This window comes from Hymenobacter mellowenesis, assembly GCF_030581005.1.
Taxonomy (GTDB): Bacteria; Bacteroidota; Bacteroidia; order Cytophagales; family Hymenobacteraceae; genus Hymenobacter; species Hymenobacter mellowenesis.
Genome location: NZ_JAUQSX010000001.1, coordinates 906,859 through 925,377, shown reverse-complemented (window position 1 = coordinate 925,377; position 18,519 = coordinate 906,859). Strand labels below are relative to the sequence as shown.

17 protein-coding genes are annotated in these 18,519 nt (G+C 62.6%); 7 read left to right on the top strand and 10 right to left on the bottom strand.

Annotation, left to right across the window (positions count from 1 at the left end):
- Nucleotides 1-163 precede the first annotated feature (163 nt).
- The 3 genes from rpsU (at nucleotide 164) to hpf (ending at nucleotide 1,740) form a co-directional block, all read left to right on the top strand.
- Nucleotides 164-358 (top strand): 30S ribosomal protein S21, encoded by a 195-nt coding sequence (rpsU, locus tag Q5H92_RS03815; protein WP_243516325.1) that lies wholly within the window; start codon nucleotides 164-166, stop codon nucleotides 356-358.
- 165 nt (nucleotides 359-523) lie between these two features.
- Entirely contained in the window at nucleotides 524-1,402 is an 879-nt protein-coding gene (locus Q5H92_RS03810) for a tyrosine-type recombinase/integrase (RefSeq protein ID WP_305010157.1), read from the top strand.
- 38 nt (nucleotides 1,403-1,440) lie between these two features.
- Nucleotides 1,441-1,740 carry a ribosome hibernation-promoting factor, HPF/YfiA family gene (gene hpf, locus Q5H92_RS03805; protein ID WP_305010156.1) on the top strand — a complete coding sequence of 100 codons (300 nt, stop codon included), beginning with the start codon at nucleotides 1,441-1,443 and terminating at the stop codon, nucleotides 1,738-1,740.
- Nucleotides 1,741-1,833: 93 nt separating this feature from the next.
- On the opposite strand, the gene metK is transcribed toward hpf, so the two are convergent.
- Nucleotides 1,834-3,096, bottom strand: coding sequence for a methionine adenosyltransferase (gene metK / locus Q5H92_RS03800; protein WP_305010155.1), 1,263 nt, complete (start codon nucleotides 3,094-3,096; stop codon nucleotides 1,834-1,836).
- Between the two features lie 138 nt (nucleotides 3,097-3,234).
- On the bottom strand, nucleotides 3,235-3,969 hold the full coding sequence (locus tag Q5H92_RS03795; RefSeq protein ID WP_305010154.1) for an SDR family NAD(P)-dependent oxidoreductase: 735 nt from the start codon (nucleotides 3,967-3,969) through the stop codon (nucleotides 3,235-3,237).
- A gap of 171 nt (nucleotides 3,970-4,140) precedes the next feature.
- Between Q5H92_RS03795 and Q5H92_RS03790 the strand changes: the two genes are divergently transcribed.
- Nucleotides 4,141-5,535 carry a hypothetical protein gene (locus tag Q5H92_RS03790; RefSeq protein ID WP_305010153.1) on the top strand — a complete coding sequence of 465 codons (1,395 nt, stop codon included), beginning with the start codon at nucleotides 4,141-4,143 and terminating at the stop codon, nucleotides 5,533-5,535.
- 16 nt (nucleotides 5,536-5,551) lie between these two features.
- On the opposite strand, the gene Q5H92_RS03785 is transcribed toward Q5H92_RS03790, so the two are convergent.
- Nucleotides 5,552-6,760 carry a class I SAM-dependent methyltransferase gene (locus Q5H92_RS03785; protein WP_305010152.1) on the bottom strand — a complete coding sequence of 403 codons (1,209 nt, stop codon included), beginning with the start codon at nucleotides 6,758-6,760 and terminating at the stop codon, nucleotides 5,552-5,554.
- A gap of 137 nt (nucleotides 6,761-6,897) precedes the next feature.
- Nucleotides 6,898-7,452: a hypothetical protein gene (locus Q5H92_RS03780; protein ID WP_305010151.1), complete on the bottom strand. Its 555-nt coding sequence runs from the start codon at nucleotides 7,450-7,452 to the stop codon at nucleotides 6,898-6,900.
- A gap of 212 nt (nucleotides 7,453-7,664) precedes the next feature.
- Here Q5H92_RS03780 and Q5H92_RS03775 point away from each other — a divergent pair, with 212 nt between their 5' ends.
- Together Q5H92_RS03775 and ahcY are read left to right on the top strand one after the other, a co-directional pair.
- Nucleotides 7,665-8,417 carry a DUF4397 domain-containing protein gene (locus tag Q5H92_RS03775; protein ID WP_305010150.1) on the top strand — a complete coding sequence of 251 codons (753 nt, stop codon included), beginning with the start codon at nucleotides 7,665-7,667 and terminating at the stop codon, nucleotides 8,415-8,417.
- A gap of 132 nt (nucleotides 8,418-8,549) precedes the next feature.
- Entirely contained in the window at nucleotides 8,550-9,869 is a 1,320-nt protein-coding gene (gene ahcY / locus Q5H92_RS03770; protein WP_305010149.1) for an adenosylhomocysteinase, read from the top strand.
- A gap of 73 nt (nucleotides 9,870-9,942) precedes the next feature.
- On the opposite strand, the gene Q5H92_RS03765 is transcribed toward ahcY, so the two are convergent.
- Nucleotides 9,943-10,452, bottom strand: a complete 510-nt coding sequence (locus Q5H92_RS03765; RefSeq protein WP_305010148.1) for a hypothetical protein — start codon at nucleotides 10,450-10,452, stop codon at nucleotides 9,943-9,945.
- Between the two features lie 33 nt (nucleotides 10,453-10,485).
- Nucleotides 10,486-11,550 carry an LLM class flavin-dependent oxidoreductase gene (locus tag Q5H92_RS03760; RefSeq protein ID WP_305010147.1) on the bottom strand — a complete coding sequence of 355 codons (1,065 nt, stop codon included), beginning with the start codon at nucleotides 11,548-11,550 and terminating at the stop codon, nucleotides 10,486-10,488.
- A 105-nt stretch (nucleotides 11,551-11,655) separates the two neighbouring features.
- Here Q5H92_RS03760 and Q5H92_RS03755 point away from each other — a divergent pair, with 105 nt between their 5' ends.
- Nucleotides 11,656-14,118: a S9 family peptidase gene (locus tag Q5H92_RS03755; RefSeq protein WP_305010146.1), complete on the top strand. Its 2,463-nt coding sequence runs from the start codon at nucleotides 11,656-11,658 to the stop codon at nucleotides 14,116-14,118.
- A gap of 78 nt (nucleotides 14,119-14,196) precedes the next feature.
- Here Q5H92_RS03755 and Q5H92_RS03750 read toward each other — a convergent pair whose 3' ends face one another.
- The 4 genes from Q5H92_RS03750 to Q5H92_RS03735 form a co-directional block, all read right to left on the bottom strand.
- Nucleotides 14,197-15,039: a hypothetical protein gene (locus Q5H92_RS03750; RefSeq protein WP_305010145.1), complete on the bottom strand. Its 843-nt coding sequence runs from the start codon at nucleotides 15,037-15,039 to the stop codon at nucleotides 14,197-14,199.
- Between the two features lie 23 nt (nucleotides 15,040-15,062).
- Nucleotides 15,063-17,120: a prolyl oligopeptidase family serine peptidase gene (locus Q5H92_RS03745; protein WP_305010144.1), complete on the bottom strand. Its 2,058-nt coding sequence runs from the start codon at nucleotides 17,118-17,120 to the stop codon at nucleotides 15,063-15,065.
- The gene (locus tag Q5H92_RS03740; protein ID WP_305010143.1) at nucleotides 17,098-17,301 is read right to left on the bottom strand and encodes a hypothetical protein; all 204 of its coding nucleotides are present in this window, start codon (nucleotides 17,299-17,301) and stop codon (nucleotides 17,098-17,100) included. The genes Q5H92_RS03745 and Q5H92_RS03740 overlap by 23 nt, the downstream gene beginning before the upstream one ends.
- A gap of 97 nt (nucleotides 17,302-17,398) precedes the next feature.
- Nucleotides 17,399-18,463 carry a hypothetical protein gene (locus Q5H92_RS03735; RefSeq protein WP_305010142.1) on the bottom strand — a complete coding sequence of 355 codons (1,065 nt, stop codon included), beginning with the start codon at nucleotides 18,461-18,463 and terminating at the stop codon, nucleotides 17,399-17,401.
- Nucleotides 18,464-18,519: the final 56 nt, after the last annotated feature.

Here is an 18,519-nt window from a genome sequence, read left to right as displayed (position 1 = left end):
GTTCCGCTCGTTTCTGGATTTGGGTTGAAAAGGCCCGAATTAGCGCATGAGGCGCGAAACCACAAAAAAACTGTTAAATCCGTTAGAATCTGTTAAATCTACGGTCTATCTTTGCGGCCCGGTTTACACCGCCCTCTTCTGAAAATCTCCCTCACTCCCTGATATGATTATCGTTCAAATCAAAGACAACGAATCGGTTGACCGCGCTCTGAAGCGCTTCAAAAAGAAATTCGAGCGCACCGGCGTCCTGAAAGAGCTGCGTCGTCGCACGTTCTTCCAGAAGCCCAGCATCACGCAGCGCAAAATGAAGCAGAAGGCAGTTTACAAGCTCGCCACCTACGGCCAGCCCGGCGAATAGTCCGCTGCCGTAAGCCTCGGTTAGCTTTGCTAAAACCGGCTGGCTTGCCCCATTGGGCAGGCCAGCCGGTTTTTTCGCGTCCGTATGGCAACGGTCAGTTGTTAGAAAATAAAAAAGCCCTACATTGGATGCCCGGCCCAACCGCCGGGCATTTTTGCTGTTGGTATGGACGCTTTTCTCGATTTTCTGCGCTTTGAGAAGCGCTACAGCGCGCACACGCTCACCTCGTACCAAACCGACCTCGGCCAGTTTGCCGCCTACCTGAAATCGGCCTACGAGCTAACCGACCCGGCCCAGGCCACGCACCCGCTCATCCGGGGCTGGGTGGTGGAACTGATGCAGCAAAATCTGGACCCGCGCACCGTAAACCGCAAAGTGGCCTGCCTGCGCTCCTACTACAAGTTCCTGCTACGCGCCGGCACCATTGCCAGCAACCCCATGCTGCGCATCAAGGCCCCGAAGATGGCTAAAAAACTGCCCGAGTTCGTGCCTGAAGAAGCGCTGAATGGCTTGCTGAACACGTTCGAGTTCAGCGACGACTTTGTGGGGCAGCGCGACCAGTTGGTGCTGGAAATGCTGTACGGTACTGGCATTCGCCTCTCCGAACTCATTGGCATTCACCCCGACGATGTGAGCCTGGGCGCGGGCACGGTGCGCGTCACGGGCAAGGGCAACAAGCAGCGCATCGTGCCCCTGAACCCCACGCTGAAGCTGGTGATTGAGAAATATCAGGCCCGGCGGGCGCACGAATTTGGCGCCGTTGGTGGCCCGCTGCTGCTCACCGACAAGGGTGACCCGCTGTATGAAAAGCTGGTGTACCGCACCGTGAAGCGGTATTTGAGCCAGATTACGACCTCTGCGGCGCAGCAGCACCCGCACGCGCTGCGGCACGCGTTTGCCACCCACCTGCTGGGCAAGGGCGCCGACCTGAATTCCATCAAGGAATTGCTGGGGCATGCCAGCCTGGCGGCCACGCAGGTGTACACGCACCTGTCCGTCGACCGCCTGAAATCCGTATTTGAACAGGCTCACCCACGGGCCTGAGTTTGCCACACCCTTTTTACCTCTTAATCAACTGCTTTATGAAAGTTCAGATGCATTCGGTGCACTTCGACGCCGACAAAAAATTGCTTGATTTTGTGCAGCAACGCCTCAATAAACTGGAAACTTTTTACGATAAAGTGACCGGCGGCGAAGTAATTATGCGCCTCAACAACAAAGACGGCATTGAGAACAAAACGGTAGAAATTAAGCTGCTGGTGCCCGGCAGCACCCTTTTCAGCACCGAAGACGCCGCTTCGTTTGAAGCCGCCGCCGACGCCGCCGCCGAAAGCCTGCGCCGTCAGATTACCCGTCATAAAGAGAAAACCCTGAGCCATTAATTCTGAGCTCTCTTAGTTCATACAAAAAGCCCCGCCTGAGTAATCAGGCGGGCTTTTCTTTTGTGGTAAGAACGAGAGTTAACCGCTAATTGATTAGAGGCTGAACTCGGCCTTAATCTGGGGCACGTAGTCGAGCTTTTCCCAGGTAAAGGTTTCGAAGGTTTTGGTTTCGCCGCTGGGCATCACCACGTTCACGGTGCCGGGCTGGCGGCCCATGTGGCCGTAGGCGGCGCTTTGGCCGAAGATAGGGTTTTGCAGGCCGAAGCGCTTCACGATGGCGTAGGGGCGCAGGTCGAACAGCTTTTGTACTTTCTGGGCTACTTCGCCGTCGGTGAGGGGCTGGCCGGCGGCAGTTTTCGCGTGGATGGTGCCGTAGGTGGTCACGAACACGCCCACGGGCTGGGCCACGCCGATGGCGTAGGCCACCTGCACCAGCACTTGGTCGGCTACGCCGGCTGCTACCAGGTTTTTGGCGATGTGACGGGCGGCATAAGCGGCCGAGCGGTCCACTTTCGAGGAGTCTTTGCCCGAGAAGGCGCCGCCGCCGTGGGCGCCTTTGCCGCCGTAGGTATCCACAATGATTTTGCGGCCGGTAAGGCCGGAATCGCCGTGCGGGCCGCCGATGACGAACTTGCCCGTGGGGTTGATGTGGTAGGTAATCTGGTCGGTGAACAGGGCCTGCACGTCGGCGCTCAGGCCGGCTTTCACGCGCGGGATGAGAATGCTGAGCACGTCGGCCTTGATTTTATCGAGCATCACGCTTTCCGAGGCATCGAACTCGTCGTGCTGGGTGCTGATGACGATGGTGTCGATGGACTCGGGCTTGTGGTCGTCGGAGTAGCGGATGGTGACCTGGCTTTTGGCGTCGGGGCGCAGGTAGGGCATGTCGCTTTTTTCGCGCCGGATGGCGGCCAGTTCCTGCAACAGGCGGTGCGAAAGGTCGAGGGCCAGCGGCATGTAGTTGGCCGTTTCGTGGCTGGCGTAGCCGAACATCATGCCTTGGTCGCCGGCGCCCTGGTCTTCGTCCTTGGCGCGCTCCACGCCCTGGTTGATGTCGGGCGACTGCTCGTGCAGGCGATTCATCACCTCGCAGGTGTCGGCGTTGAAGAGGTATTCGGGCTTGTCGTAGCCGATGCGGCGGATGGTGGCGCGCACAATGGGCTCGGCATCGACGTGGGCCTTGGACTTGATTTCGCCCGCCACGAGGACAAAATCGGTGGTTACGAGCGTTTCACAGGCTACTTTGGAGGTAGGGTCCTGACGCAAATACTCATCGAGGATGGCGTCGGATATCTGGTCGGCAACTTTATCGGGATGGCCTTCCGAAACCGATTCGGAAGTAAACAGATAGGGCATTGAGTGCGCGAAAAGAGCAAAAGAGAAAAAGAAAGACGCCCGCCCAGCCAGTAGGCGGCGGGCGGGCGCACCGCAAAAGTACGAAAAATCGGGGCATTGGCCGCGGTGAAGCGCACGGGCCGGCGCCGGCGGGGCTGCCTACAGCTGTGCCAGCCGGCCGCCGTCCACGGCCAGGGTGGTGCCGTGGATGAAACTGGCTTCGCCCGATGCCATGAAGGCAATGGCGGCGGCCAGCTCTTCGGGCTGCCCCACGGTGGCTTTGTCGATTTTCTCCCTGCCGCTCTTCACGTTGGGGTTGCTCCAGAGCATGGGCGTGTCCACGGCGCCGGGCGCCACGGCGTTGATGCGGGTGTGGCGAAAATCCAGCTCCAGGCTCATGCCCCGCACAAAGGCTTCGAGGCCGCCCTTGCTGGTGGCGTAGGGCACCACGTTGGCGGTGGTTTGGTGGGCGTGCACCGAGCTGATGGCCACAATGGCGCTGCCCTTGGGCATGTGCGGCAGGCAAAGCTGGGTGAGCTGGGCCAATGAGCGCAGGTTCACCTGCATGAGCAGGTCCCACTGGTCGAGGGTTAGTTTGGTGAGGGGTTCGAAGGTCATCATGGCCGCATCGCACACCAGCACGTCGACGCGCTGGAACTTGGCCAGCACTTTCTTTACGGTGGCTTCAATGGCCTTAGGCTTGGCCAAATCGCAGGCCATGAACACGGCTTTGCCGCCGGCTTTGGTGATGAGGCGCACGGTTTCGGCGCCGTCGGCTTTGTCGCGGCCTAGGGCAACGACCTGGCCGCCCTCGGCCCCGAGGCGCAGGCAGGCCGCCTGGCCGATGCCCGAAGTGCCCCCCGTAACGAGGCATATTTTATCTGTAAAACGCATGCTGAATCAACCGGTTTGAAAGACTTCCGCCGGCTGGCGGAACGGCTGCTTGTACGTCCGGCCGGCGGGCGCGGCTGTGCGGCTCCGAAAAAAAACGGCCCGCCCAGCAAGCCACTTGGCCGGTGCAACCGCCGCCGCCGCGTATTTTGCCGTTCCATTCAATTAGCGGCTGTGCGCAAAACATTAACCAGGCTTTTCTTTCTCGCGCTCGGTCTGAGCGGCGCCGGTGCGGCCCACGGGCAGGTATTCGAACGCGGATTTGTGGTGACGACGGCCGGCGACACGCTGCGCGGCGAAATCGAAAACCGCTTCTGGCAGCAGCCGCCAACCCGCATCGATTTCCGGCCCTCGGCCACCGCGCCCACGCAGGCGCTGGGCCGGGCCGGTGTGCGGGCGTTTGGGCTGGACGGTGGGCGGTATTTCCGTACCGAAGTGGTGCCGCTGGACCGCATGGCCCGCACCCAGGGCACCGACCTGCCTCAGCGCCTGGTGATAAACCCGCGCCCCGACACGCTGCTGGCTGAAGTGCTGGTGGATGGGCCGGCCCCGCTGCTGCGGGCCGTGGTCGACGACGTGACGCACTACTACGTGCAGCGGCCCGGCAAGCCCTTTGAGGAACTGGTGGACCGCAAGTACCTGAGCACCGTGGACGGACGGCAGGGCATTGTGAACGCCAACAACTACAAAGGCCAACTGCTGCTGTATTTCGGCGACTGCCCGGCGGCCACGAGTGCCGTGACCGCAGCGCCCTTCACCGTGGCGGGCCTGACCGGCGTGGTGCAGGCCTTCAACGAGCAATGCAGCCCGGCCCGGCGGCTCGGCGTGAGCTACACCGCACGCACGCACAGCCACCGCGCCTTTGCGTTCAACGGCGGGGTGCTGGCCGGCGTGGGCTACAACCACCTGCAGTTTGGCAGCACGGGCGGGGGCGAAGAAGCGCCGCTGCTCAACAACCTGAACCTCGACGGGCGGGCGCACCTGCTGGGCGGCCTCTACCTCGACGTGCTGATGCCCGGCCGGCGCTGGATGGCGCATTCCGAAGCCGTGTTCAGCGAATACGGCCGGAAGGGCACCTTCGCCCTGGCTGGCGGCGCGGGCTCCTACACGTGGTACGGCACCCGCATCGATGCCCGCCTGGGCGTGCGCAACGCGTTGCTCCAGCGCCCGCAGCGGGAAGTGTTTGTGGGCGGTGGCTTGCTGCTGAACATCACCACTAGCTCGCACTCGCAGGAGCAGTACGGCACTGGCAGCAGCCGGCTCACGCGCACCTTTGTGCTGGTGCCCACGCAGTCGAATTTTATTGGTGGACCGGCTTTCGGTATCGGGCCGTATGTGGAGGCCGGCCTGCGTTGCGGGCGTTTCACATTCAGCCTCGACGCGGCCCTGAACGAAGGCGCCAGCTACACCGACCCACTGACCGTGAAAGAAGCCGACCACGACCCCTCCGACCCACTGGCTACTACTACCTCCTACAACGGCTACAGCTACTCGGGCGTGCAATTAACATACCGGGCGCTGGTGGGCTTCCGCCTCGGGCATCGCCCCGACCAGCAAGCCAAACCGTAGAACGTTGAAGTGGCCGCTAAGCCGGCACCGTGCCGGGCACCACCTTGGTGCACACCAGCACCACGGGCCGGCCGCGCAGGTCGGTGGTGGCGAAGAGGTACACCTCGCCGCCTTCCCGGATGCCGGTGCGACGCCGGAAATCGGCCACCGAATCGGGGAAATTGCGGGTGGTGACGTGGGCGCGGGCTTCCGGGCCGAGGTAGGCTTTAAGGATGGGGCCGTCGGCTTTTTCGGCGGCCAGCACCCGGAAAATGCGGCCCGGGAAGTCCGGCCGTAGCACGTCGGAAGTGTAGAGGTGGCTGTGCTGGTGCAGCTTCAGCAGCTCGAACGCCGTGCCGATGCTGCGGAAAGCGCCCGCCTTTAGCACAGCCGCGTTGGGCTCGTAGAGGTATTGCTGGGCTTCCGCGTAGCGGGGGATGGCGCGGGCCTCGCGGGCGCGATTCAGGCGGAATTCCTGCTGGCTGCCGTCGCGGCGCAGGTTCAGGGCGTAGCGCTCGGGGTCGACGGCCGGCTCCTGGCCCAGCTCGTAGAGCACTTCCTTCACCTCGTTGTCCACGGCCACCACCCAGAGGCGGCGCACGTGGCCCAGGCCCTGCACCGCGTGCTCAATATCGAGCATGGGCGAGGTTTTGAGCAGCACCTTATCGGCCTTGTGCAGCAGTAGGGGGAGCAGCTTCACCACATCGGGCTCGCAGTCGCGCAGCAGGAAAATCTTGCGGGCGGCCGTGTCGCGCCGGGCCGGGTCGAGGTAAAGCCAGTCGTAATGCTGCGAAGTCTCCTTCAGAAATGCCAGCGCCTCGGCGGCGTGCACGTCCACGTTGGTCAGGCCGAGCTGGCCGAAATTGTAGCGCACCACTTCGGCCAGCGCGGGGTTGCGCTCCACGTAGTCGACGTGCGCCACGCGGGCCGCAAATGCCGCCGAATCGGCTCCGAAGCCGCCGGTGAGGTCGGCCAGGCGCTGGCCCTCCACCAGGCTGGCTTTGAAGGCCGCCGTGCGCGCCGACGACGCCTGCTCGACGGAAAGGGCGGGCGGGAAAATCAGGTCGGGGTTGTCAGCCCATTCGGGCAGTTTCACGCGGGCCTTCTGGCGGGCCTGAATCTGGCGCACCAGTTCGGGCACGGGCAGGCCGGGGTGGCGGCGGGCTTGCAGGGCCAGGTGAGCGGGGTCGTCATGTAGGTGCGCGGCCACGTAACGCCGGGCCGCTTCGGGCAGGGGGTAGTCCATTGAAGAAGCCTATACGGGAAAACAAGAGCCAAGTAGCAGGAGCCAAATAGCAAGTAGCAGGAGGCGGGAGGTTTCTGCTATGATGAGCAGCCCCTTGTCTCAATTCTTGCTACTTGCTACTCAATACTTACTACTGCTTAGCGCACCGCCCAGCCTAGGCTGAGTACCGGCTGGCCCGCGGGCGCCAGGCCCAGGCCCACGTTGGTGGGGCGCAGGCGCGGCCACACGCTGCCGTGCGCCGGGCTTCCGTTGTATGAGTCCACGGCGCGTTTGAAATAGGTGTTGGTGTTGCGGTTGATGAACACCGTGGCCAGCAGGCTGGTGGCAAATACGCCCAAGGCCACTTTCTGGGTGTTGTTGAAGTACTGCCGCTCGTCGCCGGCCAGGATTTGCTGGCCCCACAGGCCAAACGAGCCCACGGCCACTATCCGGTCAATCAGAAACGTGGTCTTCTGGCGGCGGTACTGGTCGAGGTAGGCCAGGGCTTCGGGATGGCCGGCCAGGTAGGGGCGCAGCTTCTGGCCGAAGAAGCCGGCCGACTGGTACTGGTCGCCGCCCACGCCGGGGGGCAGGAACTCGAAATTGTGCTGCGGGCCGCCTAGGCCGCGCTCGGCGTCGTCGGGGTGGAGGCGGATGGTGGCGGGCGCCTGTTGCGCCTGCGCGGCGGTAAGCGCCGTAAAAACCAAGGCCATAGCCGCTGCGCCGCGAAGCCGCCGCGGTGCGGCAGTCAACCCATTAAGTTTGTGCATATAACAAAGATAGAATGCGCGCGGAAGGAGAAAATACCCGTGGGCTCTACTTTTTTGCGCCGCTAACTCAACAAACCAGTTAGCGCACACGTTCAGGCCGGGCCGAGCCGTGGTTTTTCAAGCGGCCTGCTTCACCCTTTTTAGCTGCTTTTATTATGCAAACATCCTTCATCCCTCGTGCTTTGCGGGCCTTGGTTCCCGCTACGTTGCTACTGGCTGCCTGCGGCAAATCCGACACGCCGGCGCCCACCCCGGCGCCCGACCAAGGCAAAATAATGGTGGTACACGCCGCTGCCGCGGCCAACTCTACGCCGATAACCGCCTTAGCCAACGACCAACAAATTGGGCAGGTCAACTACGGCCAGAATTCTGCCTATACCGCGGTCAATACCGGGAGCATCGTCGTTAAGGCTAATAATGGCACGGCTCAGCTGTCGAACAAAACAATAACACTTCTGAAAGACCAGAGCTATTCGGTGTTTGCTTATTCACCAGCTGCTACCATCGGCAGCGTCGACCTGCTGCCGGTAGTTGACGACCTGACGGCTCCGGCCTCCGGCACTGCCAAGGTCCGCATTGTCCATCTGGGTGTGGGGGCACCCACGCCGGTTCGTTTGTCGATTCCATCGCCCACGCCCACAGGTAGCCCAACCGACCTGACGCCTGACGTAGCATTTGGCACGGCTTCCGGCTTTGTGGCAGTTAACGCCGGCCCGCTCAATCTGATTGTCACCTCTGGCACGACCACGCGCACGCAGCTAGTTGCTGTGGGCGACGGTTCGGGCGCCGGCACGGGAACAAAGACGTTTGATGCGGGCAAGATTTACACGGTTGTCGTCCGCGGCGTATCGGGCAATGGTGTTCCTGCGGCTCAGCAGATTCAGGGCGTTATTATCACCAATAACTAAGGTTTTACGGCTAGCTTCCGTTTTTCCAAATCAAAAGCCTGCACCTGACCGGTGCAGGCTTTTTCGTTCTTTGGCCCCGAACAAATGCCGTATCTTTGTGGTTGAAAGACGAATCAACAATTCAATCCTATCATGGTGGAAACCACGACGAAAACGTACGTTCCGTACAAAGTAAAGGACATGGGCCTGGCCGAATGGGGCCGCAAGGAAATCCGCCTCGCCGAAGCCGAAATGCCCGGCCTGATGTCGCTGCGTGAGGAGTTTGGCAACAGCCAGCCCTTCAAGGGCGCCCGCATTGCCGGCTGCCTGCACATGACCATCCAAACGGCCGTGCTCATCGAAACCCTACAGGCGCTGGGTGCGGAGGTGACGTGGTCGTCGTGCAACATCTTCTCGACCCAAGACCATGCTGCCGCCGCCATTGCTGCCGCCGGTACCGCCGTCTACGCGTGGAAGGGTTTGAACGAGGAAGAATTCGACTGGTGCATCGAGCAGACGCTGTTCTTCGGTGAAGACCGTCAGCCGCTGAACATGATTCTGGACGACGGCGGCGACCTCACCAACATGGTGCTGGACCGCTATCCCGAGCTGGCCGCTGGCATTAAAGGCGTTTCGGAAGAAACGACGACCGGCGTGCTGCGTCTGTACGAGCGCGTGAAGCAGGGCTCGCTGCCCTTCCCCGCCATCAATGTGAACGACTCGGTGACGAAGTCGAAATTTGACAACAAGTACGGCTGTAAAGAGTCGGCCGTGGACGCCATCCGTCGGGCTACCGACGTGATGATGGCCGGCAAAGTGGCCGTGGTGGCCGGCTACGGCGACGTAGGAAAAGGCACCGCTGCTTCGCTGAGCGGCGCCGGCGCTCGCGTTATCGTGACCGAAATTGACCCCATCTGCGCCCTGCAGGCGGCCATGGACGGCTACGAAGTGAAGAAGATGGAAAACGCCATTCCGCGCGCCGACATCGTCATCACTACCACCGGCAACTGCGACATCATCCGCGAGGAGCATTTCCGCGCGCTGAAGGATAAGGCCATTGTTTGCAACATCGGCCATTTCGATGATGAAATCGACATGGCTTGGCTGAACACCAACTACGGCCACACCAAAGACACGGTGAAGCCCCAGGTGGACCTCTACACCATCGAAGGCAAAGAGGTTATTATCCTCGCCGAAGGCCGCCTCGTGAACCTGGGCTGCGCCACCGGTCACCCCTCGTTCGTGATGTCGAACTCGTTCACCAACCAGACCCTGGCCCAGCTGGAGCTGTGGGAGCGCGCCGACCAGTACGAGAACCAAGTGTACACACTGCCCAAGCACCTCGACGAGAAAGTGGCCCGCCTGCACCTCGCCAAAATCGGCGTAGAGCTGGACGAGCTGAGCCCGAAGCAAGCCGACTACATCAAAGTGCCGGTAGAAGGCCCGTTCAAATCGGACCTGTACCGCTACTAGGAGGCTAGGCTTTCCACGATACTTTAACAAAGAGTCCGTCTGGTACGCCAGACGGACTCTTTTTTTTGCGTCTTCAGCGCAGCGGCTGGTCGGGTTTCATCAGCCCTTCAAATTCTCGGCCGTTGCTGAAAACTGAGGTGCCGAGCAGCAGCCAATGATGGTTCAGCACCGTCCAGTAGTGCAGCCGCGTTCCCTGCTGCTGCAGCAGGCCCAAAGCCGGCTCCCAGTCGTGCCCGAGCATAAAGCCCGAAACGCCGGCGTAGAGGCCATTCGGGGTAAGTGTGCCGCCGGCAGAATCGTACTCGGCCCGCAAGTAGAGCTTGTTGCTGCCGCCGAGGTCGATGGTGTGGCCGGCGCTGGCGTTGGAAACCGGGCCAGACTTTGGTGCTCTGGAAATCAGGTTTTTGGATGGTCCGGCTGGGCTGGTGGGGCGTCGGCTGCACATCAGGAGTAATGCCAGCCCGAAGAGTACGGCCGCGCCCCAGCCCATGTGCCGCCGCACCAGCCCTGCGGCCCGAAACAGAATGTAAATGATGCCCAGTAGCACCAGCATGTTCAGCGCTGACCACAAGATATTCGCCATAAAGTCAGGGGCGTAAACAGCAGTAAGTTCTGTCTACGCTGGCAAGGTAGTGGTTGCGCTCGTGTGCTGTCCCAGCGCCGCCCGCACGGCCGGCGCCACCTGCGTGCCCAGCAGCTCGATGGAGCGCAGCACGCTCTGGTGCGCAATGCCTTCGATGACGAGCTGGGCCAGGAAGCGGGTGTTGTTGAACAGGCGGTGCTGGTAGAGGAGCTTGTCGATGATGTCCTGCGGCGAGCCCACCAGCAGCGGGCCCTGCGGGCCGCAGAGGTAATCGAAGTGGCGGCGGTCCATGGGCGACCAGCCCCGCTCGCGGCCGATGCGGTTCATGAGAGTGGAGTAGGGCGGGAAAAACTCGTCGCGGGCCTGCTCGGCGGTATCGGCCAGGTGCAGGTGGCAGTTGATGGCCAGCTGCAGCGCGGCTACGTCGTGGCCGGCTTTCTGGGCCGATTCGCGGTAGAGCTCGGCAAACGGCACGTACTGCGCCGGCGCCCCGCCCAGGATGGCAATGGTGAGCGGCAGCCCCAACTGCCCGGCCCGAATGACCGAGGCCGGCGTGCCGCCCACCCCAATCCAAACCGGGATTTTGGCCTGGGCCGGGCGCGGGTACACGCCTTTGGCATCAATGGCGGCGCGGTGCTTGCCCTGCCAGGTCACTACTTCGTTGTCGTTGATTTTGAGGAATAACTGCAGCTTCTCGATGAACAGCGCATCGTAGTCCTTCAAGTCCTGCCCGAAGAGCGGAAACGATTCGATGAATGAGCCGCGCCCGGCAATCATCTCGGCCCGGCCGTTGGAAATGAGGTCGACGGTGGCGAAGTTCTGGAAGGTCCGCACCGGGTCGACGGAGCTGAGCACGGTGACGGCGCTGCTGAGGCGGATGCGCTTGGTGACGGCCGCCACGGCCGCCAGTATGACTTCGGGGGCGGAGATGATGAAGTCGGGCCGGTGGTGCTCACCGAGGGCCAGCACGTCGAGGCCGGTTTCATCGGCCAGCTGGCCCATGACCAGCAGTTCCTGCATGCGTTGGGCGGCGGCGTGGTCGTGGCCGGCGAGGTGGGCGGGCGCTACTTCGCCAAATGAACTGATTCCTATTTGCATGGAGCGGGTATCAAGTATAAAGACAGCAAACGAGACGCGCGAACGGGGCGAATTGTTTTGGCGGCGGGGTGGTGGCCTCGTGGGCCGGGCGAAGTAGCTTTGGCGATGCGTAATCTTTACCTTTTAGGACTGTTGGCGGTGGCCGCCCAATCTGCACTGGCCCAGGCGCCTGCCACCGCGGCCGGGAGCCTGGCCCCGCTCACCGTCGATAAAATCATGCGCGAGCCGGCGCAGTGGGTGGGCACCGCGCCGGCCAACATCTACTGGGCCGAGGATGGCCGCCGCATCTATTTCAGCTGGAACCCCACCAAGGACCGGCGCGACTCGCTCTACCAGGTGGCGCCCACGGGCCCGGCCGTGCCGCGCAAAGTGAGCCAGCGCGAGCAGCGGGAACTGCCCGCCAGCACCGGCGCCTACGACGACGCCTACACCCGCAAGGTGTACGAGCGCGAAGGCGACATTTACCTGCTCGACCTCAAAACGCAGAAAATCCGGCGCGTGACGAACACCACCGAGCGCGAAAGCACGCCCGATTTTGCGCGGCAAGGCAAGCTCGTGAGCTACGTGCGCGCTCAAAATCTTTATACCTGGAACCCCGCCACGGGCGAAACCGTGCAGCGCACCGACTTCCGCAAGGGCAGCAAGCCCGCCAGCCCCACGCCCACCGACAAGGCCGAGCGCTACCTGCGCGCCCAGCAGCTGACGCTGTTTGAGGTGGTGCGCCTGCGCGACCAGGACAGGCAGGCCCAGGAGCGCCAGCAAAAAGCCCTGGCCCGGCTGCAGCCCAAAGCCATTTACTTGGGCCTGCAAACCGTGGCCAACCTGCAGCTCAGCCCCGACGGCCGCTACGTGACCTACACCCTGCGGCAGGAGCCCACGGCAGCCAAGGTGGCGCTGGTTCCCAGCTACGTCACGGCCTCGGGCTTCACGGAAGATATTTCGAGCCGCACCAAAGTGGGCGCGCCCCAAACGGCCGAGGAGCTGGGCATCTACGACGTGGCCCGCGACACCACCTTCGTGCTGGGCTACAAGGAATTGAAAGGCCTGGACGAGCTGCCGGCCTACCGCAAAGAATACCAGCTGCCCGCCAAAGCCCCCTTGCCCGCCGACTCGGCCAAGGCCGCCGCCAGCAAAGCCAAAAAGCCCACCCCCGAGCTGCGCCGCGTGCAGCCGTTTGGCCCGTACTGGTCGGCCGATGGGCAGCAGGCGTTTCTGGTGATGCGCACCACCGACAACAAGGACCGGTGGATAGTAGGCCTGGACCCGGCCACCCAAAAAATCAAGCTGCTCGACCGCCAGCACGACGATGCCTGGGTGAACGGCCCGGGCATTGGCTACGCGGCCGGCAGCGTGGGCTGGCTGCCCGACAACCGCCGCGTGTGGTTCCAAAGCGAGGAAACCGGCTACAGCCACCTCTACACCGTGGACGTGACCACCGGCCAGAAAAAAGCCCTCACCAGCGGCAAGTTTGAAATTCAGAGCGCCCAGCTGAGCCGCGACCGCAAAACCTGGTACCTCACCGCCAACGCCACCCACCCCGGCGAACGGCATTTCTACCAGCTGCCCCTAAACGGCGGCGCGCTCCAGCAAATCACCACCCGGCCCGGCGCGCACGAGGTGGCCGTATCGCCCGACGGCCGCACGCTGGCCGTGCGCTACAGCTACACCAACAAGCCCTGGGAACTGTTTGTGATGGCCAACAAGCCCGGGGCCCCGATGCGGCAGCTCACCCACAGCACCACGCCGGAATTTGAGGGCTACCCGTGGCGCGACCCCGAAATCATCACCATCAAAGCCCGCGACGGGGCCGACGTGTACGCCCGCCTCTACCGCCCGGCCAACCCCGTGGCCCAGGGCCCGGCCGTGATATTCGTGCACGGCGCCGGCTATTTGCAGAACGCCCACAAGTGGTGGAGCCAGTACTCGCGCGAGTACATGTTCAACAACCTGCTGGTGGAAAAGGGCTACACCGTGCTCGATATCGACTACCGCGGCTCGGCCGGCTACGGGCGCGACGTGCGCACGGGCATCTACCGCTACATGGGCGGCAAGGACCTCTCGGACCACGTGGACGGCGCCAAGCTGCTGGCCGAGAAGTACGGCGTCAGTCCGCAGCGCATCGGCATCTACGGCGGCTCCTACGGTGGATTTATCACGCTCATGGCCATGTTCACGCAGCCCGAGGTGTTCCGGGCCGGTGCGGCGTTGCGCTCCGTCACGGACTGGGCACACTACAACCACGGCTACACCGATAACATCCTCAACGAGCCCTACAACGACTCCCTGGCCTACGCCCGCTCGTCGCCCATCAACTACGCCAACGGCCTGAAAGGCGCGCTGCTCATGTGCCACGGCATGGTGGACACCAACGTGCATTTCCAGGACATCGTGCGCCTGTCGCAACGCCTCATCGAGCTGAAAAAGGAGAACTGGGAGCTAGCCGTGTACCCCGTCGAAGACCACGGCTTCGTGGAGCCTTCCTCGTGGACCGACGAGTACAAACGCATTCTCAAGCTGTTCGAAACCAACCTCAGGCCCGTCGGGGACCGGGGCGGAGCCGGGCAGTAAGCTCCGGGCACACTCTTCGATTGCATTGCCGGCAAAGCCTTTTGCCGGCGCCCCTATTTAATGGTGGCCGGCCGCTACCTATCGGCTTTTCTTTTTGGGCTTCGTGATTGGGGGCAGATGTGCCAGATAAGGGCGCACATATTGATTCTTGGGAAAGAATTGCAGGGTGCGGCTGCCGTAGTAGCGGCAGATTTCGGGCTCATTCAGGCGGAAATAGCATTCGGTCAGGTAGCCCAAGGCCTGTTCGTAGAGCAGGGGGTTTTGGGTAAGCTCGCTCAGCGATGACGCCCCGATTAGAAAGCGCGCCATGTTGTACGCCGCCGGTTTCCATTGCTCCTGGTCCATTTGCAGGGTGCTGAGTTTCCAATAGGCCTCCAGAAACCAATAGTCGATGGTGGCCATGGAGTCATTTTCACCGTTTTCACGGTCTAAGTCGTTGACCAACTTCTGGTACGCATCAAACGCCTGCGGCTTGGTTGACTCCGTTTGATAAAGCGCCCGGGCGTAGTGAAAAAGCAGGAAGCGGTTTTGGGGCTCGCTGGCGACGGCAAGGCTTAACCCAGCTGCCGCTTCGGCAAAATGGGCTTGGTCATAGGCGGATTTGGTTGCAGAAAGCGCTGGCCCATACACAATCGATTCCGCCGCGGGCAGCGGCTCGGGCTGCATCATGTGCTGACCAGCGGCGGCAATCTGCTTGGCCGAGGCACCGGCAATGGCGCTAGCATGGGCCTTGAGAATGGTGTTTTTGACGTAAGGCAGCACCGCATCTGGGGTCATCAAGTGATACTGCGCATTCCCGGTGGCAGGCAGCAGTAAGCTGAAAATCACAATGAAACCGAGCAGGGTGGTAGCCCGCCGGTGCACGAAACGAAAATTAACGGCTTGCAGAAAAGCATTCATCGCCGGGAAAAAGGAAGCCAATTGAAAAAGAAGTGAGCAAACTACTACCGTCCCTCCGGCGTCACGCCCATGTTGGCGTAGCAGAAGCTCCACACGTCGGCCCATTCATCAATGAGCAGGGCCGTGCTTTTGCCCGCGCCGTGGCCGGCGTTCACATCGATGCGGATGAGGGTGGGATAGGGGCCGGCGTTGGCTGCCTGCAGGGCAGCGGCATACTTGAAGGAGTGCGCGGGCACCACCCGGTCGTCGTGGTCGGCGGTGGTGATGAGCGTGGCGGGGTAGGCAGTGCCGGGCCGTATGTTATGCAATGGCGAAAAGGCCAGCAGGTTGTGAAACTGCGCTTCGTCGTCGGAAGTGCCGTACTCGGGCGCCCAGTTCCAGCCAATGGTGAATTTCTGGTAGCGCAGCATGTCCATCACGCCCACGGCGGGCAGGGCCACACGGCACAGGTCGGGCCGCTGGTTGGCCACGGCGCCCACCAGCAGGCCACCGTTGGAACCGCCTGCGATGGCGAGGTGCTGGGTATCGGTGTAACGGTTCGTCTTCAGGTATTCGGCGGCGGCGATGAAGTCGTCGAAAACGTTCTGCTTGTGCGGCGTCATGCCGGCTTGGTGCCAGGCCTCGCCGTATTCGCCGCCGCCGCGTAGGTTGGCCACGGCCAGGACGCCGCCGTTTTCCAGCCACAGCAGCCGCGCCACCGAGAAGCCGGGCGTCAGGCTCACGTTAAAGCCGCCGTAGGCGTAGAGGTAGGTGGGGTTCTGGCCGTTCAGGGCCACGCCCTGCTTGTGCACGATGAACATCGGAATCAGCGTGCCGTCTTTGCTCGGGTAGAATACCTGCGTGGTGAGATAGTCGGCCGGTTGCACGTCCACCGTCGGCGCCCGGAAAACCGTGCTAACGTTGGTGGCCAGGTCGTAGCGATAAATCGTGGTCGGGTAGGTAAAGGACGTGAAGGCGTAGTACACCGCCGTGGCTTCGCGCCGTCCGCCGAAGCCGCTGGCCGTGCCAATAGCCGGTAGCGCCACCTCGTGCCGGAACTCGCCCGTCTCGGAATATACCTGCACCAGCGAGCGGGCGTCCTGTAGGTAGCCGGCAATGAGGCAGCCGCCAGCCTGCGTCACGCTTTCGAGCTTGTTGGCGGTTTCGGGCAGCACTTCGCGCCAGTTGCTTTCCTGGGGCTGGCTGGGGTCGATGCCGACCACGCGGTAGTTGGGCGCCAGGTAGTTGGTGTAAACCAGCACCTCGCCGCCCACGTTGCCGATGACGGTGTTGTTGAATTTAAAGGACTCAAATAACGTCGTCCAGGCGTCGGCCTGGGCCGCATCGGTGAGGTCGCGCACCAGCAGGCGGTTGCCGTCCGAAATGCCGTCGGTGAGGTAGAGGCACAGAAACCGCTCATCCTCCGTAGCGCCAGCCATGCGAAAGCCCAGCGCCATATCGAGGTTTTCGTACACCAGCTGGTCCTCGGCCTGCGGCGTGTTCAGCTGGTGGAAATAGACTTTGTGAAACTCATTTTTGCCGGAGAGGTCGTTTTCGCCGGGCCGTGGTGCATCGTAGCGGCTGTAATAGAAACCGTTGGCCGTCCACGACGTGCCCGAAACCTTCACCCAATCCAGCGTGTCGGGTAGCAGCTGCTGGGTATTGAGGTCCATGATGCGCACCTTATTCCAGTCGGAGCCGCCGCTGCTGGTGGCGTAGGCCAGGTAGCGGTGGTCGTTGCTGAACTCCATGCCGGCCAGGGCCGTGGTGCCGTCTTCGGAGAATTTGTTGGGGTCGAGTAGCACGCGGGGCACCTCGTCGTCGCGCTGGCGGTACACTACGGCCTGGTTCTGCAACCCGTCGTTTTTAGCAAATACCAGCTCGTCGCCCACCTGCTCGGGCACGCCGTAGCGCTCGTAATTCCAAAGCTTGGTGAGGCGCTCCCGGATTTTATCCCGAAACGGAATCTGGCCCAAGTAGCCAAATGTGGCCTCGTTCTGGGCCGCGACCCAGGCAGCGGTTTCTTCGGAATCGAGGTCTTCGAGCCAGCGGTAGGGGTCGGGGATGGAAGTGCCGAAATAAGTGTCGGTAACGTCGGATTTACGGCTGTTGGGGAGGTTCACGGCGGGAAGTATCGGGGAGTTCGAGGCCGGCTTTGCGGCTGGGCTCGGCGTTTTCGGGGGTGGTGGCTTCGGTGAGAGGCTGGCGGCGCGGCAGGGTGTTGCGCGCGGGTGGCGAGCTGGCCCGGCAGGCGGGCAGCGCTAAAGCTGCCAACAGCACAAATAGGCGAAAGGCAGCTTTCATAGCGGAGGTGAAAATGGTAAAAGGAAGAACGTCATGTCTCGGCAAACCCGATATGACATTCAAAGACTTGCTGTTGAGCACGCCGAGCTACCTAAAGTTACTCCACCTGCGCATTGTCGGCCACTGCTCCGCTCTGCGCAGCACCACCTGCTGCTTCTGTTTCTGGGGCCGCAGCCGGGGCCACAGCGGCGGCTACCAGCTCGGGCAGGTTGGCGCGCAGCCAGCGCAACTCCTCGTCTACGCGCTGGCTCACTAGGCGCTCTACTTCCAGGCGCTGGGCTGGGCTGAGCTGGTCGAGGGCCGGCGTGGGGGCCGCATTTGGGGCATCGGAAGTGGCGGCCAGCACCAACGCCTCGGCCCGTTTTACGCGGGCAATGGAGTCGGCCACGGCGGCGCTGGTTTCGGCGGCGGCAGCCTGGGCGGTGGTGGCGGCCTGCTTGGCAGTGAGGGTCTCGCGGCGCTGCTGGCGTCGCCATTGCCCCAGCGTGACGCGCAGCATGATGTAGAGCACCAAGCTCAAAATGCTCAAAATGAGGGCCAGCGGCGCGGCAAACCGGTAGAGCAGGCTGCCCGGACCCGTGGCGGGCAGGGCCGCGCTGCTGGCGCTGGCGGCATCGCGCTCGGCGGCGGCCTGGGCTTCGGCGGCTTCGGCAGGACCGGGGGCGCCGGGTACGGCCGTGGTGTCGGGCTGTTCGGGGGCCATGGCGGCGGCCACTTCGCCCATGGGCGTGCCGCTTTCCACGTAGTTGGTGAGGGCAGTTTCGAGGGCTTCGACCCGCGCCATGCGGGCAGGGTCTTTGCGGCGGGCCGGCGAGCCTTTCAGCTTGCTCACAATGGCCTTGGCCAAGGCGGCCAGCCGGGCGGGGTTGTCTTTTTTACCCTGGTAAATGGCCCCGCGGCCCTCAATGGGCTGGTAGAGCAGGCTGTACACGCGCAGGCTGTCGGGCCGAATGCTGGCGGCCAGGCCCTGCAGGTTGGCGCCCTCGCAGCGCACGGTGCTTTTGAGGTTGGGCCGGCCGGCGTCGTCGTACACAAAGCGTACCGTAGCGCACCAGATTTGCACCTTGCTCTCGTCGAGCGAGGGCTGTCCCAAGGGCGTTTGGGCCGTTGCCAACAACGGCAGGGCAACAGCAAAAGCAAGCAGTAGGCGGCGGAAAATCATGCGCAGAAAAGTGGTTGAGGACCGAAAAGTACGAAATGCCGGCCCAGCGTCCATCT